General features: G+C 64.9%; 15 protein-coding genes and 1 riboswitch. Of the genes, 6 read left to right on the forward strand and 9 right to left on the reverse strand.

Annotated features, from left to right (window positions below):
• Positions 1-29 precede the first annotated feature (29 nt).
• From L0G76_RS00320 to L0G76_RS00335, 4 genes are read right to left on the reverse strand one after another with little or no spacing between them, the layout of a single operon-like run.
• Positions 30-821 carry an enoyl-CoA hydratase/isomerase family protein gene (locus tag L0G76_RS00320; protein WP_304355443.1) on the reverse strand — a complete coding sequence of 264 codons (792 nt, stop codon included), beginning with the start codon at positions 819-821 and terminating at the stop codon, positions 30-32.
• 26 nt (positions 822-847) lie between these two features.
• A complete protein-coding gene (locus L0G76_RS00325) occupies positions 848-1,969 on the reverse strand; it encodes a bifunctional 2-methylcitrate synthase/citrate synthase (protein WP_304355444.1) in 1,122 nt (373 codons plus the stop codon).
• On the reverse strand, positions 1,966-2,871 hold the full coding sequence (prpB, locus tag L0G76_RS00330) for a methylisocitrate lyase (protein WP_304355445.1): 906 nt from the start codon (positions 2,869-2,871) through the stop codon (positions 1,966-1,968). The genes L0G76_RS00325 and prpB overlap by 4 nt, the downstream gene beginning before the upstream one ends.
• Positions 2,871-4,367, reverse strand: a complete 1,497-nt coding sequence (locus tag L0G76_RS00335) for an MmgE/PrpD family protein (protein ID WP_304355446.1) — start codon at positions 4,365-4,367, stop codon at positions 2,871-2,873. Before L0G76_RS00335 ends, prpB begins: the two co-directional genes overlap by 1 nt.
• A gap of 221 nt (positions 4,368-4,588) precedes the next feature.
• Here L0G76_RS00335 and L0G76_RS00340 point away from each other — a divergent pair, with 221 nt between their 5' ends.
• On the forward strand, positions 4,589-5,128 hold the full coding sequence (locus tag L0G76_RS00340; RefSeq protein ID WP_304355447.1) for a DUF4916 domain-containing protein: 540 nt from the start codon (positions 4,589-4,591) through the stop codon (positions 5,126-5,128).
• Positions 5,129-5,134: 6 nt separating this feature from the next.
• On the opposite strand, the gene L0G76_RS00345 is transcribed toward L0G76_RS00340, so the two are convergent.
• Positions 5,135-7,201, reverse strand: coding sequence for a purple acid phosphatase family protein (locus L0G76_RS00345; RefSeq protein WP_304355448.1), 2,067 nt, complete (start codon positions 7,199-7,201; stop codon positions 5,135-5,137).
• 309 nt (positions 7,202-7,510) lie between these two features.
• Here L0G76_RS00345 and L0G76_RS00350 point away from each other — a divergent pair, with 309 nt between their 5' ends.
• The 4 genes from L0G76_RS00350 (at position 7,511) to L0G76_RS00365 (ending at position 11,792) form a co-directional block, all read left to right on the forward strand.
• On the forward strand, positions 7,511-8,419 hold the full coding sequence (locus L0G76_RS00350; RefSeq protein WP_304355449.1) for a universal stress protein: 909 nt from the start codon (positions 7,511-7,513) through the stop codon (positions 8,417-8,419).
• Positions 8,420-8,666: 247 nt separating this feature from the next.
• A riboswitch (TPP riboswitch) is annotated at positions 8,667-8,775 on the forward strand.
• 23 nt (positions 8,776-8,798) lie between these two features.
• Complete coding sequence (locus L0G76_RS00355) at positions 8,799-9,428, forward strand: ECF transporter S component (protein ID WP_304355450.1); 630 nt, start codon at positions 8,799-8,801, stop codon at positions 9,426-9,428.
• The gene (locus tag L0G76_RS00360) at positions 9,428-10,966 is read left to right on the forward strand and encodes an ABC transporter ATP-binding protein (protein WP_304355451.1); all 1,539 of its coding nucleotides are present in this window, start codon (positions 9,428-9,430) and stop codon (positions 10,964-10,966) included. Before L0G76_RS00355 ends, L0G76_RS00360 begins: the two co-directional genes overlap by 1 nt.
• Positions 10,959-11,792, forward strand: a complete 834-nt coding sequence (locus L0G76_RS00365; RefSeq protein WP_304355452.1) for an energy-coupling factor transporter transmembrane component T family protein — start codon at positions 10,959-10,961, stop codon at positions 11,790-11,792. Before L0G76_RS00360 ends, L0G76_RS00365 begins: the two co-directional genes overlap by 8 nt.
• A 22-nt stretch (positions 11,793-11,814) precedes the next feature.
• On the opposite strand, the gene L0G76_RS00370 is transcribed toward L0G76_RS00365, so the two are convergent.
• From L0G76_RS00370 to L0G76_RS00385, 4 genes are all read right to left on the reverse strand, one after another.
• Positions 11,815-12,360 (reverse strand): hypothetical protein, encoded by a 546-nt coding sequence (locus tag L0G76_RS00370; RefSeq protein ID WP_304355453.1) that lies wholly within the window; start codon positions 12,358-12,360, stop codon positions 11,815-11,817.
• A gap of 75 nt (positions 12,361-12,435) precedes the next feature.
• Complete coding sequence (locus tag L0G76_RS00375) at positions 12,436-12,756, reverse strand: putative quinol monooxygenase (RefSeq protein WP_204234828.1); 321 nt, start codon at positions 12,754-12,756, stop codon at positions 12,436-12,438.
• 116 nt (positions 12,757-12,872) lie between these two features.
• Positions 12,873-13,475 carry a class I SAM-dependent methyltransferase gene (locus tag L0G76_RS00380; protein ID WP_304355454.1) on the reverse strand — a complete coding sequence of 201 codons (603 nt, stop codon included), beginning with the start codon at positions 13,473-13,475 and terminating at the stop codon, positions 12,873-12,875.
• Positions 13,472-14,362 carry a LysR family transcriptional regulator gene (locus L0G76_RS00385; RefSeq protein ID WP_304355455.1) on the reverse strand — a complete coding sequence of 297 codons (891 nt, stop codon included), beginning with the start codon at positions 14,360-14,362 and terminating at the stop codon, positions 13,472-13,474. The genes L0G76_RS00380 and L0G76_RS00385 overlap by 4 nt, the downstream gene beginning before the upstream one ends.
• Before the next feature lie 89 nt (positions 14,363-14,451).
• On the opposite strand from L0G76_RS00385, the gene L0G76_RS00390 reads away from it, so the two are divergent.
• The coding region (locus tag L0G76_RS00390) for an NAD(P)/FAD-dependent oxidoreductase (protein WP_304355456.1) at positions 14,452-15,095 on the forward strand (644 nt) is incomplete at its 3' end.

The raw sequence follows: 15,095 nt of genomic DNA on the forward strand, positions 1-15,095 counted from the left end.
CCGCTCTGGGAAGCAGTTCCCGAGAGGACTCACCCGGCCGACCAGTCCGTTGCCGCAAAGCCGAACTCGGGCGCACGTTTGGCGAAGAAGGCCTCCTGGCCGCGCGTGATCTCGTCCCGATAGGCGTCGTCGAGCCACTGCGGTGGACTAGCTTCGTCACTCAGCTCGCCTGCGAGGATCGCCTTCGACCCGATCTGGGTCAGACGTGAGAGTCCGACGATCTTCTCCCCCATCGTCTGCGCCGATTCCGCAGGAGTCTCGGAGACCTCATGGAAGAAACCGAGATCGCGCATCGTCTCGAACTTCACGATCGAGGCCGTGACCAGGAGGTACCTGGCCCAGGAGTCACCGAGGACAGCGGCCAGACGGCGGGTCGGTCCCGGCGGGTAGACGAGGCCGAGTTTCGCTGCGGTGACGCCGAAGATCGAGCCGGGGGCGGCGATGCGGATGTCGCAGGCAGCGGCGATCTCGGTGCCCCCGCCGACGCAGTTGCCGGTGATGGCCGCAATGGTCGTCGTTCGGGCATCGGCCACGGCCGCCTCGGCGGTGGAATTGAGCTCCCAGAAGTCGTCCAGTGCGACGTTGAGGTCGGCGATGTCGGATCCGGCGGAGAAGTGCCCGGCCGCACCGGTGATCACCAGCGCTCCGATCGAGTCATCGGCGTCGACACCGGCGATGATGTCCGGCAGCGCCCGCCACATCGGACGGGAGATGGCGTTGCGCTTTTCGGGTCGATCAATGACGAGGGTTCCGACTCCACCTGTGACGGTGAAGTCGAAACCCTCGAGATCGACCGGACGGTAAGTGCCGTCAGCGGTCATGTGCGTAGCCTTTCAACGCTGGAGCGTCAGCCCCGGTCCTCGGGAACTTCGCGCTGGTCGTGACCGTCGTAGGCGCTCAGCGGACGGATCAGGGCGTTGTCGGCCTGCTGCTCCATGATGTGAGCGGTCCATCCGGTGATGCGGGCCATGACGAAGATCGGGGTGAACTGATCGGTGTCGAAGCCCATGAGATGGTACGCCGGACCCGAAGGGTAGTCGAGGTTCGGATAGATGCCCTTGCGCTCAACGAAGTCGGATTCGAAGGCGTTGTAGAGGTCGAGAAGATCGGTTGCACCCTTGGCCGCGACCATGTTTTCGAAGGCCTTGCGCATGGTCGGCACACGCGAGTCGCCGTTCTTGTAGACGCGGTGACCGAAGCCCATGATCTTGGCCTTGTTGGCCAGAGCGTCGTCGATCCAGGCCGAAGCCTTGTCGGCGGTGCCGACCTCTTCGAGCATCGCCATGACGGCCTCGTTGGCGCCGCCGTGCAGGGGCCCCTTGAGAGCGCCGATGCCACCGGCGACCGCCGAGTACAGGTCGGACGTCGTGGAGGTGATGACGCGGCTGGTGAACGTCGAAGCGTTGAACGAGTGCTCCGCATAGAGGATCATCGAGATGTCGAAGCAGCGCACGACCTCCTCGGTGGGAACCTCGTCGAAGACCATTTTGAAGAAGTTCGCGGCGTAGCCGAGGTCCTTCGTCGGGGCGATCGGATCGAGTCCGTGGCGGCGACGGTGGTCGATGGCCACGATCGTCGGCAGCTGTGCGTAGAGACGCTCGGCCTTCGCGAGGTTGGCCTCGGCACCCTCCACGTCGGCATCGGGGTCGACAGCACCGAGGTAGGCCACAGCGGTCTGCACCACGTGCATCGGGTGGCAGTCCTTGGGCAGGTCGAGGATGAGCTGGACAAGCTTGTCGTCGATGGTCCGCTGAGCACGTTCGCGGGCCGTGAACTCCTCGAGCTGAGCCGCGGTCGGCAGTTCGCCGTTCCAGATCAGGTAGGAGACTTCCTCGGAGCTGCACTTGGCGGCGAGCTCCTGCACGGGGTAACCGCGGTAGGTGAGCGAGTTCGTTTCCTGGACTACTTTCGAAACGGCCGTGGTGTCGACGACGACGCCGGCGAGGCCCTTCTTGATTTCTTCGGTCACTGGTGACCCTCCTGTGAAAAGTTGAATACGGCAGCGTCAAAATCGTTGTACGCAGCGTAGTCGATCGTGTCGTACAGGTCCGCACGGGTCTGCATTCCCTCGAGCAGATCCACCTGGGTGCCCTGCTCGCGAATGGTCTGCAGGCCCGATTTGATCGCACCCATGGCGAGACGCAGAGTGGTGACCGGATAGATCACGACTTTGACTCCGACGTTCGCCAACTGCTCGGTCGTGAACAGTTCGCTCTTTCCGAATTCTGTCATGTTCGCCAGAATCGGCACATCCACGCTGCTGGCGAACTTCTCGAATTCGCTCAGATCACGCATGGCTTCGGGGAAGATCAGGTCCGCCCCCGCGTCGACGTAGGCCTTCGCGCGGTCGATCGCCGCGTCGAGGCCCTCGCCCGCGCGGGAGTCCGTGCGGGCGCTGATGACGAAGTTCTCGTCCCGGCGGCCCTTGACGGCGGCTTTGATGCGCTTGCTCATCTCGGCAACGGTGACAACCTCTTTGCCGTCGAGGTGGCCGCAGCGTTTCGGATTGACCTGATCCTCGAGGTGCATGCCCGAGATTCCGGCGTCTTCGAATTCTTGGATGGTGCGCGCCACGTTCATGGCTTCGCCCCAGCCGGTGTCGGCGTCGATGAAGGTCGGCAGATTCGTCACCCGGGCGATGTTGCGTCCGTGGTCGGCCACCTCGGTGAGGCTGGTCAGTCCGATATCGGGCAGACCCATGGCTGCGGAGAAGGCACCGCCGGAGATGTAGACGCCTTCGAAGCCGGTCTGCTCGATGATCTGAGCATTGATCGGATTGATGGCGCCGGGGAACTGCACGATCTGGTCACCGGCGAGGAGCTCGCGGAACTTCGCGCGGCGCTCGGCCGGCGTTGCTGTTGCTCCCAACATCAGAAGATTCCCTTCGAACCGGTGTGCTCGAGTCCGTCGACGGTGAAGCTCAGTTCGGCCACACCCTTGGCGTCGAGGTTCTCGAGGTTCTCGGCCAGGTCGATGAAGCGAGTCTGCTCGGCACCGGTGAGGATGCCCTCGGACAGGGTTGTGAACTTCTCGATGTAGTTCGCGCGGGCGAAGGGACGGGCACCGAAGGGGTGCGCGTCGGCCACGGCGATCTCGTCGACGAGGGTCGAGCCGTCCTCGAATTCGATCTCAACGCGGCCGCCGAAGGCCTTCTCATTGGGATCGGTCGAGTGGTAGCGGCGAGTCCATTCCTTGTCCTCGGTGGTCTCGATCTTGTGCCACAGCTTGACTGTCTCGGGCCGTCCGGCGCGCTCGGGAGCGTAGGAGCGCTCGTGGTGCCAGCCCTGATCCTCCATCGCCACGGCGAAGATGTACATGATCGAGTGGTCGAGGGTCTCGCGGCTGGCCTTAGGATCCATCTTCTGCGGGTCGTTCGCGCCGGTGCCGATGACGTTGTGCGTGTGGTGCGAGGTGTGGATGACGATGCGCTTGATCGTCGACAGGTCCTCGATCTGGCCGCCGAGCTTGCGGGCGAGGTCGATGAGAGCCTGCGCCTGGTATTCGGCGGAGTGCTCCTTGGTGTAGGTGTCGAGGATTGCGCGCTTGGCCTCGCCCGTACCGGGCAGAGGAACGGTGTAGCTGGCCTCGGGGCCCGACAGGATCCAGGCGATGAAGCCGTCTTCACCTTCGTAGATGGGGTTGGGCGCGCCTTCGCCGCGCATGGCACGGTCGACGGATTCGACGGCCATCTTGCCGGCGAATGCGGGTGCGTGTGCCTTCCACGAGGAGATCTCGCCCTTGCGGGACTGACGGGTCGCGGTGGTCACGTGCAGGGCCTGCTGGATCGCCTGGAAGGTGATTTCGGTGTCGAGGCCGAGCATGGCGCCGATGCCGGCTGCTGCGGATGGGCCGAGGTGGGCGACGTGGTCGATCTTGTGCTCGTGCAGGCACATTCCCTTGACCAGGTCGACCTGGATCTCGTAGCCGGTGGCGATGCCGTTGATGAGGTCCTTGCCGCTGATGCCCTTGTGCTGGGCGACCGCGAGGACCGGTGGGATGTTGTCGCCGGGGTGTGAGTATTCGGCGGCGAGGAAGGTGTCATGGAAATCGAGTTCACGAACGGCGACCCCGTTGGCCCAGGCAGCCCATTCTGGGGAGAAGTGCTCGCCCAGGGGCAGACCGAAGACGGTGGCTCCGGGTGAGTACGGGTGGGTCTGTGCCTGTTCACGGGCGTGCAGAGGGGCCGAGCGGCGCACCGAGGCTGCGGCCACCGAGGCATTGTCGATGACGCGGTTGATCACCATGTCGGTGACGTCGGTGTCCACCGGTGTCGTATCGGATGCGACCTCGGCTATCTTCCAGGCGAGTTGGTCTTCGCGAGCCAGGTTCTCTGAGCTCTTGTGCGTGCGGACTTCATGATCGATCATGGTTAACCCCTTCAAACGTCCTTGACCGTTCAGGTCTTCCAGTGGCTGACACAACTGTAGGCTACGTCACGTCACTGTCACGGTCTGGCCAGAATTTTATCTCGACATCAAGATACTTTACCCGACCGCACGGAGTCACCACCACCCGGCCCCCTCGGGTGGATCCTTCGGGCCCGCCAGTGACCTTCGAGCCCGCCAGTGAACTGTGCCACAATTGAGGAATGACGCGCACTGCTCTGGACTTCGACGAAAACTGGTTCGATGATGCCGAGTTCGCTCAGCTGCGACGACGCCTGCCCATCCCCTATGTCAACGCGATCCCCGTGCGTGTGGGCGAATCAGGAAACGTCGAGCGAATCGGACTGCTGCTGCGCAGTCTTGATGACGGAACCTTGGGACGAGAGGTCGTCGGCGGACGCATCCGCTTCCATGAGAGCATCCGCACAGCACTGATGCGCCACGCAGAGAATGATCTCGGCCCCATGGCCCTGCCGGTCATCCCACCCGCGATCTCACCATTCCACATCGCGGAGTACTTCCCCACTGAGGGGACATCTCTTCTCCATGACCCGCGACAGCATGCGATCTCGATGTGCTTCATCCTCGAGGTCCGCGGGGAATGCACTCCCCGCGCAGATGCGCTGAGCCTCGACTGGCTGACTCCGGAGGAGACTCTGCGCCCCGATATCGTCGGCGAGATGTGCCACGGGCAGGAGCACATCCTCCGCTACGCCCTGGCCCATATGGGCTTCGCTATCTGAGAGCTCTCACCTGTCCCGACGCCTGAGCGCCGCGACGATTCCAGTTCCCAGGACAATAGTGACCGCTAGGGCCGCCACCGGTACCACTATGCCGAGACCCTCTGCCTTCGAATCAGCGTCGACGCCCGCAGCATCGGCGCCCGCAACGGCCCCACCCGCCCGTACGATGGCGACCTCGTCGACCTTCTTCGCCAGGGTCGCTCCCTGACCTCGGTCTGGAACGGGCACCTCGTATGTCGTGGCGCGCAGGGTCTCGTCTGTGACCTGGATCCGGGTGAATCCGGGCATCTCATCGTGGATGCTCTTGGCCTCCCAATCCAGGTTCGGGACATAGTCGTAGAACTTCGACCCCGAGGACGAGCCCAGCGTCAGGTACAGAGCCTGCCCCTTCTGCTTCTCCTGGCGTCGTCCGTCATCGGCGCCTGCGACCGGTGTGCCGGTCTCATCCATGAGGAGGGACCGGCTGTACACGTGGTCGTGGCCGCCGAGGACGAGGTCGATGTCATTGCGCGCGATCACCGGCGGGAGCGCCTCCCTCAGATCCTCGACGTCGGAATCGCTGTAGTGGCTGGCCGTCGAGAAGATCGACTGGTGGAAGGCGAGCACCTTCCACCGCACCGCGGCCCCATGGTCGGCGACCACTTTGTCGATGAACGCAGTATGCGCGTCGATGTCGAGGCTGTTCGTGTTCAGGTTGATGAACAGCACACCTGAGTTGATGAACCAATAATCCCCACCGGACTCCCCGCTGCTTCCAGAACCCGCGGCGCGGCTGACGTTGGGGCGGTTGAAATGCTGCTCGTAGGTTGTCGAGGCGACGTCGTGATTACCGATCGTCGTCGCCTGCGCCAGTGTCGTCGTGGCGTCCGGAGCCAGATACTGACTGTACTGGTCCTGGTCGTCGAAGGACTCCACCTGGTCGCCGAGGGAGATGAAGAAGCGGGGATCCTGCGCTGTCCTGATCGCCGAGGTGAGGGTGCGTTTCCAGCCGATGGCGTCGTCTGGCTCGCCTCCCCCGTGCCCGATCTGCGGGTCGCCGAAGGCGAGGAACTCCGCGTCGCCGCCGGGTGAACCCGTGGTGAAGGTCCGCGGTGCCGAGTATCCGTCCTCTTCGCTGCCGACCTGGTACGCGTATTCGGTGTCCGCCTCCAGACCGGTCATCCGGGCATGGTTGAAGTAGCGTTCGTCCTCGACCGAGCGTCCCGCCTTGGTCGTCGCCGCGTGGGCTGCGGTCACCGGCAGCTGTGCGTCCTCGACCTCGGAGGGTTCGGCCCAGCGGACCTCCCCGCCTCCGGCACTCGCGCTCATCCACGACACCAGGCGTGAGGTCTCGTCCCCGCCCACTTGGAGGACGGGATCGGTGATCGCAGTCGCCCCGGCCACCTCGGCGGTCGTCAAGGAGTCGAGGCCGAAGTACACGTCGGTGCTGTTGGGGCGGCCCTGGTGAACTTCGAAGGCCAGGGTGTTCTTCCCCTCGACGATCGTTCCCGGTCCGGCCGTGAACTCTCCGGTCAGCGGGGCGTCGGCGTTCGCTCCGCCGAAGGAGAGGTTGTCGGTGATCGCTTCGTCGTCGAATCCGGCCACACGGTGACCGTTGACGAAGACGCGCAGAGAATCGTCATAGGCCAGAGTCCCTGTGACCGCCCCGGCAGCCTGGGCCGCGGTGAGTGTGAAGGTGGTGCGGAAGAAGTAGCTCGGATGATTGGTCTGAGTCCCGGGCTCGTGCTGCTCGAGCAGAGTCTGCGGGAGGTAACCGTCGCCCAGGTCGCCGATTCTGCCGTATTTGGCCCCAAAGGGCCCGTTGGCGTTCTTCCACCCAGCGGCACCGAGTCCGCCGGATGCCGCGAAGTCGGGTTGGGTCCACGAGCTTGGGGAGTCGTCACCACTGGCCGGATCGCTGCCGTCGTCGAGGTAGTCCATCGATGCATCAGGGCCGAGGATTTGTTCCGCCGCGTGCGCGGACAGGGGCACTGCCGTCAGGCGCACTGCCGTCAAGGGCGCTGCCGCAAGTGCGAACAGCAGCGCCAGCACGGACAGGGTGCCGATCGGTGTGCTGAAGGGTTTCGTCTTCACCTGCACAGTCCTATCTGGAAGTGATGGCAGGAATCGCGCCGGAGGTTGAAAGATCGGACTGCGACGGGATCCTCCATTGGATTCCGACGACGTCGTCGAAGGCGATTTGCCACGCCGGCTGGTGCCGAGTGGACCGATGCACGGTCCTTCTACGACAGGTTAGCACCGAAAGGGGACGCCGGGCCCTCCTCGCATTTCCTCTACGCCCAGTAGAAGAAGCTTGGTAGACTGGGCCTGACGAGGACGGTTCTGATGATCGGGGCCATCGTCCTCGTCCGGGTGGAGTCGGCCCCCATTGGGAGGCCTGCCATGACTGCCGAGAATCTTTCCGCTGACCAGACGCCGACGGATCTCGGCATCCTCGTCGGCTATGACGGCTCCGAGCTCGCCGCGCGCGCCCTCGAGTACGGAGCGACCGAAGCCGGCCGCCGCAGCGTCGCCCTCACTGTCGTCTCCGCATACACCGCCCCCGTCATGGTCTATCCGAACATCGCGTCCATGCCGAAGGATAACGAGGCAGAGGCAGCACAGCGGGCGGTCGAGGAACTCCTCGGCGAGGCGGCTGGGCTCCTGCGAGGCCACGCGGGCAGGGTCTCCTACCGCGCCGACCAGGGCGATGCCGTCGGCGTACTGAGGGACCTGAGCGCTCACGCCAGGACGGTTGTCGTGGGGGCACGAGGCCGCGGCGGATTCATGGGGCGAATCCTCGGCTCGGTCTCCACCGCCCTGCCCGCCCATTCGCACTGTCCGACGATCGTCGTTCCGGGTCGCCGATCGGATGCGGACGAGGGCGCGGTCGTCGCCGCGGTCGACGGATCCGATGCCGGGCGCCTGGCAATGTTCACTGCCGCCGAGGCGGCCAGATCACGTGGAGCCCGACTCAAGATCGTCTCCGTCCTTCCCTCCGGACAGGAATGGCTCTATTGGTACCCTGAGCTGGAGATCAATACCGAGGTGACCAGCCGGAGGAAGGCTGAGCTCGAGGCCGCGCTCGAGGCCGAGGTCACGGCTGTGGCCGAGCAGTTCCCCGACCTCACGGTCAGCGCAGCGGTGCCGGTCGGCAATCCGACCGATGTTCTCGCCGAAATGACGGAGACTGCCCAGCTGACCGTCCTCGGCACCCGCGGTCGCGGAGCGGTCAGGAGCGCTCTGCTGGGGTCGATCTCACGCGGCGTCCTACACCAGGCCGAGGGGCCGGTCATGGTCGTCCCGAGCTGAGTCGACGACGCCTGGAGACCAGCAGCAGAAGGCCGCCGAGGTGGTGCGACCGTCGGCGTCCGCCTCGGACTCATCGCCCGGTGGGCGGTTCTTCGTCACTCCGGCGCGAGATCTCGAGATCGCTGTTGTGTCCAGCGGTCGAATAGATCGAGTGATGGCGCCGCCTGCCGAGTTCACCCGGCCACTCCGACTCAACGGCAGGTGAACTCTCCTCAGCTGGTGCAGCTCGTCGACTGGGGTACAGTGGGTCTCACGACAGGGGAGCGCCGAAAGGGGCGCTGAGAGTGCAGATGAAGCTGCAGACCCTCGAACTTGATGCGGCTAGCACCGCCGAAGGAAGTCGAGACTCTTCTACCCCTCCTTGATACGAGGAGGCACAATGCCAGAAAAGACAGCGCCGGATTCCGTTGTGAAGACCGCGCCACGGTATTCCCAGGTACCGGCGACGAAGCAGTGGCGGGTCGTGGACTACGTTGTCACCGCCGTACTGGGAATCAGCGTCGGACTCATCTTCTGGGTCCTCGCCCTGAGCTGGAAGGTCCTCGAACTCGGATTCCAGGCCTTCCCACCCTCGATCGGCCTCATCGCCGGTCTCTGGGTCCTCGCCGGACCCCTGGCGGGCGCCGTCATCCGCAAACCCGGAGCCGCCCTGCTGTGCGAAATGATCGCCGCCACCGTCGAGGCGGTCCTCGGCTCCCACTTCGGAGCCACTGTTCTGCTCTCCGGGTTCGTCCAGGGCCTCGGCGCCGAACTCATCTTCGCAGCCTTCGGCTATCGCAGGTTCAACCTGTGGGTCACTAGCCTGGCCGGGCTGCTGGCCGCCGCCTTCATGTCCGTGAGCGAGAACATCATGTACAACGCCGAATGGCAGTTCGGCTACCAAGCCGCCTATGCGGTGTGCGCGATCATCTCCGGCATCGTCATCTCCGGCATCGGCGCCTGGTTCGCCTACCGCGCGATCGCGAAGACCGGAGCGCTGAGCTCCTTCGCCTCCGGCCGCCTGCGCTGATGGCTCTGCCGATCACTGCCCACGGATTCTCGTGGCGCCATGCCGATCGCGATGAACCCGCCGTCGGCCCCCTCGACCTCACCATCTCCGCAGGTGAGAAGGTGCTTCTTCTCGGTCCCTCCGGAGCCGGCAAAACCACCCTCCTGCATGCGATCGCCGGTGTCCTGCCTGCCGAATCCGGTGAGGCAGACGGCCGGCTGCTCATCGGTGATCGTCCGCCGGATCCTCGCCGAGGTGAGACCGGCCTGGTTCTCCAAGATCCCGATTCGCAGGTGATCTTCTCACGCGTCGGCGACGATGTCGCCTTCGGCATGGAGAACTTGAGGCTGCCCGCCGACGTCATCGAGGGCCGCATCATCGGCTCGCTGCAGGCGATGGGTCTCGATCTTCCCCATGACCATCCCACTGCTGCACTGTCCGGAGGTCAGAAGCAGCGCTTGGCGCTGGCCGGAATCCACGCGATGGCCCCGCCGATCGTCATCCTCGATGAGCCGACCGCGAACATCGATCCCGACTCGGCCGCCTCCGTTCGGGATGCTGTCCTCGAGACCCGGGCGGCCACCTCGGCGACCATGGTCATCGTCGAACACCGAGTCGACCTGTGGCTCGATCACGTGGACACTGTCATCGTCCTCGGCCCCGGCGGTCTGCTTGCGCAGGGGCCGCCGAGGTCGGTTTTCGGCGATCCCGCACTCGCCGAGGTGCTGGTTGAGTGTGGCATCTGGGTGCCGGAGACGACGGGGTCCGCGCCCGATGTGAATCGGAGTCCATCGACGGTTGCATCCAGCGCCGCCGCGAGTCCAACCGGCGAGGGTGTCCTCAGGGCCGAGAAGCTGAGTGTGGCTCGTCCAGGGGCGAAGGTGCCGGCCGCGGCCGGTCTCGATCTGTCCATCCGGGCGGGCGAGGCGGTGGGAATCGTCGGCGCAAACGGGGCCGGCAAGTCGACGCTGGCGCTGACCCTGGCCGGCCTCATTCCGGAATTCAAAGGTGACGTCAGCGCACTGGGCCCTCTGCGCTCCGGCGTCAAGCATGCCCGTCCGTTCCGCTGGCCCTCGGCGGCTCTGGCGCCTCGGATCGGCATGGTGTTTCAGGAGCCTGAGCATCAGTTCCTGCGTTCGAGTGTCGCCGAGGAGCTGGCATTGGGGCCGCGTCTGGCCGGATGGTCGGGCGTCCAGGTCGACGAACGTGTCGCCGAGCTGTTGCAGGTTCTCAGCCTTGAGAAGCTCGCCGAGGCGCATCCGCAGGGGCTCTCCGGTGGTGAGAAGAGACGATTGTCGGTGGCGGCCATGATGGCTCCCCGACCGCAGGTCCTCATCGTCGACGAGCCGACCTTCGGCCAAGATGCCTTGACCTGGACAGGTCTGGTCGAATTGTTTCGCGATGCCCTTGGACGCGGTTCTACGGTGGTCGCCATCAGCCACGACCATGACTTCCTCGATGCGATCGGGGCCAGATGCGTAGTCCTCAGCGCCGCTGAGGGGCGGATGGCGGGGACCAACGGTGCTCGAGAGCTCCGAGAGGAGCAGCGAATTGAGTGAAGCATCACCGCCGTCCGATGTCGCAGTTCACGATCCTGGCCAGCTGATTCCGCTGGTGCGCAGGACGGCGCTGGTCAGGTGCAATCCGCTGACGAAGATTGCTGTGGCGCTCATCCTCATGATCGGTTCATTGCTGAGCATCGACATGGTCTCGGCCGGAGTCGTCCTCGGGTTCTGTCTACTTGCGCTGCCGGCGACGGGACTCGATCTGACCGCGACGCTCAAGCGATTGTGGTTCCTGCCTCTCGGCGCACTCTTGGCAGCGTGGGGCACTGCGATCCTGGCGGAGAAGACCGGTGCGGTGGTCATCGACCTCGGCCCGGTTCTGATGACGACCGGATCGCTGACTGCCGCCGCAGCGATCTTCCTGCGCGCCCTGGCTCTGGCGATTCCGCTCATCGTCCTCGCCTCGACGATCGATCCCCGTGACCTCGCGGATGCGCTCGTCCAACGGTTGCGACTGCCCGAGACAGTTGTCGTCTCCGTACTGGCGGCCAGCAGACTCCTCGGGCTGCTCGTCAGCGAATGGCAGACCTTGGCCATGGCCAGGAGGGCCAGGGGCGTTGCAGGTGGTTCCATCGTGAGGCGCACGGGCAGTCTGTTCGCCGGCATCTTCGTGCTGCTGGTGCAGTCGATCCGACGCGGCACCACCTTGGCGATGGCGATGGAGGGCAGGGCCTTCGGTCGGCCCGGACGGACCTGGCGCAGGCGTTCGACCTTCGGCACCGGGGATGGTGTGGCTGTGGCGGCATCGCTGGTTGTCTGTGCCCTCGCGATCGTGGGCGCTCACGTGCTCGGCACGTGGAATCCGATCGTCGGCGGCTGAGCCCGCGCCCGGCGGCAGTCGCTCAGAGCTGTTGGAGGAGTTCCTTGAGGTCGGACCGCCACTCTTCGAGCCTCTCGGCACTGGGCAGTTTGGAGACCGTGAGGACGAGGAGTGTTCGGTTGTCGTCCTTCGGTTCGGCGGCGGCCTCGACCTTGGTGCCGTCCTCGAGGTCCGCCCGCCAGAACGAGCGCTTGGCCGTCTTCGATGTGCGCGCTTCACCGTCGAGTGCCACACCTGCCAGGGCCCCCTCGTCGATGAAGAAGGCGAACCGGGTGATGATGTCGTCGCGCTGACCGGGCACGGTGCGTGAGACCGCGACGTCGAAGGTTCCATCGGCTCGCTGACCCGGCACTCGCCGGCCGATCTCCTGCTCGTACGCGACGACCGCGCCCTGGACCCACCAGCCGTGCTTCTCCACGACCCCGTCGAACTGCGGGTAGAGGGCGTCGGCGAGTTCCTTGTGACTCACCGAGGCTCCTCCGGCCGCTTCGAGGCGGGCCCGGGTGTCCGCCCAAGGTTCGCCGAGGGCCTTCTCGATCGCTTCGGTGTTCATCGCTTTGGTCACCATGGGAGAAGTCTAAGCAATCCCGAGCCGAAGCAACAGGGTCGGCGCGCGATTGCGGCGGTGTGACCGTGGTGCACATCAGTCGATCTGCAGTTCGCCCATCTCGTCCCACCCTTCGCCGTCGATCTTGCGGGAGATGATCTTCGGCGTCGACGCCAGGTGCGGGCGCATAGCCTCGAGGCCGGCAGCGAAGTGGTCGCTCTTGACGTGCGGCTCGGCCCCTTCGTCGGTGAACGCTTCGATGAGAACGAACTCATTGTCCTTCTCCAGGCTCTTGGACCATTCGAACCACAGGTTGCCGGGCTCCTGTCGCACTGCCTCGGTGAAGGTGCGCACCGCCTCGGGGAACTTCTCGACGCTTTCGGGCTTCACGTCATACTTCACAACGATGAAAATCATGCTGACCGCTCCTGTGTTTGTGCGAGTTGGGTCGAACCGTGTCCGTCCGACGCAACCAGCCAATCATGTTTCCGGCACAGGTCCAAGAGTCTCCTCGTTGCGCGGACCGGCAGGCATTACACACGTTCGGCGATGAGCACGAGGAAGCCGGAATCGGGCTCGTAGGGGTGGAGTTCCCAGGTCGAGAGTTTGAGGTTGACGAGCATCCCTGTCGACTTCACATCGTCGATGAAATCTGCGAAGTCATAGCCGCGGCCGGCTCCGAAGCCGGCGACGAAGCGTCCGCCGGGCTTCAGCGTCGATTTGATGTTCGACAGGGTCTGCCTGCGTGAGGCGGGATCGAGGAAGGACAGGACGTTGCCGGCGCAGAACGCCACGTCGATGTCGTCGATGCCAGCACCCGCGAAGTCGAACTCTGCGAGATCACCGGTGTGCCATTCGCCGCTGGGGAAGTCCTCCTCTGCCACGGAGATGAGAAACTCGTCGAGGTCGACGCCGTAGACCGTGTGTCCATCGCCGATGAGCAGTCCGCCGGCGCGACCGGTGCCGCAGCCGGCGTCGAGGATGCGTGCGCCGCGTGGGGCCATCGCGTTGACGAATCTCGCCTCTCCCCCGATGTCCTGCCCGGAGGCCACGATCTTGCGCCACCTTTCGGCGTAGTTGGCGGAATGGTCGGGATTGGTCTCACGGATGCGGTTCCACTGGTGATCGAAGCTCATGGACCCATCCTAGGACGAAAGACCTCGGCCACCACCTCGGCGACGGCGGCGACCGGATCTGCCGGGTCAGGGGAAGTCAGGACGATGATCTCACGTCCGCCCGCCTCGGCGATGGGATGGAGGTCGACGTCGGGCCCGCCCATCGACATCATGATCGGCGTTGCCAGGGTCAGCCCGAGTCCCGTGCCTGCCAGGGCGAGCGCGACGGCGGTGTCGGTGACGATGTGGGTCTCCTTCGCGGCGATCCCCAGCGCCGAGGTGGCCAGGCGCATCGCTCGGCCGAAGAGTTCCTCGGCCGGGGGCAGAATCCAATCGGCCTCGGCCAGGTCCTGCGGTGTCGGTCTCGGTGCGCCTGCTGGCACGACGATGCCGAAGTCCTCACTGGCAACCGCCTGCCAGCTCAGGCCCCGCATCGGCGGCAGCGGCACTGCCGGATAGTTGATGCCGATGCCTAAGTCGATGGCTCCGTCGATGACGGCCGCCGACATCGTCTCGACATTGATCTCGCGGGCCCGGACCTCGATGTGCGGGTGCTGTTGGCCAAGGAGGCGCACGATGGACGGCAATGCCCTCGTCGATGCCGAACCGAAGACGCCGAGCGTGACGATGGCCTCCCTGCGGAAGTCTCTGCCCAGCATCGCCATCTCTGCCTGCTTCTGGGCGGCGAGGATGCTTCGGGCGCGCGGAAGCAGCGTTCGGCCGGCTTCGGCGAGGACCATCCCCCTGCCTCGGCGAAGGAACAGCTCGGAACCGACCGCACGGCGCAGGGCGCTCATGTGCTGCGAGACCGCCCCGATGCTGTAGCCCAACTGTTCCGCGGCTCGGGTCATCGACCCCAGTTCAGCCACGGTGACGAAGGTGCGCAGCTGCCCCAGAGTCCATGCCATGGCCACAGCCTAGCTGTTTTCAGGTTTCCTAAAAACACTTTTCATGAACTCGCCCTTGTCCTTAAACGTGACTGGAACCACAATGGGCAGTGAGCCGCAATACGCCGACATCGACGTCGGCGCTCCCCGTTGCCGCGACGACCAAGGACGGGCGTTCGCAGCAGAGAACAGTGAGGTGGAAGTTGGAGAGCACATCAACAGCCCCGACGAGCGCCGAGGTGGTCATCATCGGCGCCGGAGTCATGGGAGCATCCATCGCCTATCACCTGGCCAAACACGGCGTGAAGGACATCGTCCTCGTCGAACGCGACGTTCCCGGTTCGGGGTCGACGTCGAAGGCCGCCGGCGGGGTGCGCTGCCAATTCTCCGATGAGGTCAACATCGCCCTGTCCACACGCAGCCTCGAGGTGCTGCGCAGCTTCGAGAGCGAGTTCGGCGTCGACATCGATCTGGTGAGCAATGGGTACCTGTTCCTCCTCGATTCCGCCGAGGATGCCGAGACCTTCGCCGCCAACGTCGAACTCCAGCAGCGGATGGGTCTGGATTCCCGGATGCTCACCGTCGCCGAGGTGGCTGAGCTGGCCCCGTACATCGATACAGAGGGACTCGTTGCCGGTGCCTTCAATCCCGGCGATGGCCACTGCACACCCGAGGCCGTGGTCTCCGGATATATCAGCGCCGCACGGGGTCTCGGGGTGCAGGTGCTCAAGAACTGCGAGGTCACCGGGTTCGA

Source organism: Brevibacterium picturae (assembly GCF_030453725.1).
In the GTDB taxonomy this organism is placed as follows: domain Bacteria; phylum Actinomycetota; class Actinomycetes; order Actinomycetales; family Brevibacteriaceae; genus Brevibacterium; species Brevibacterium sandarakinum_A.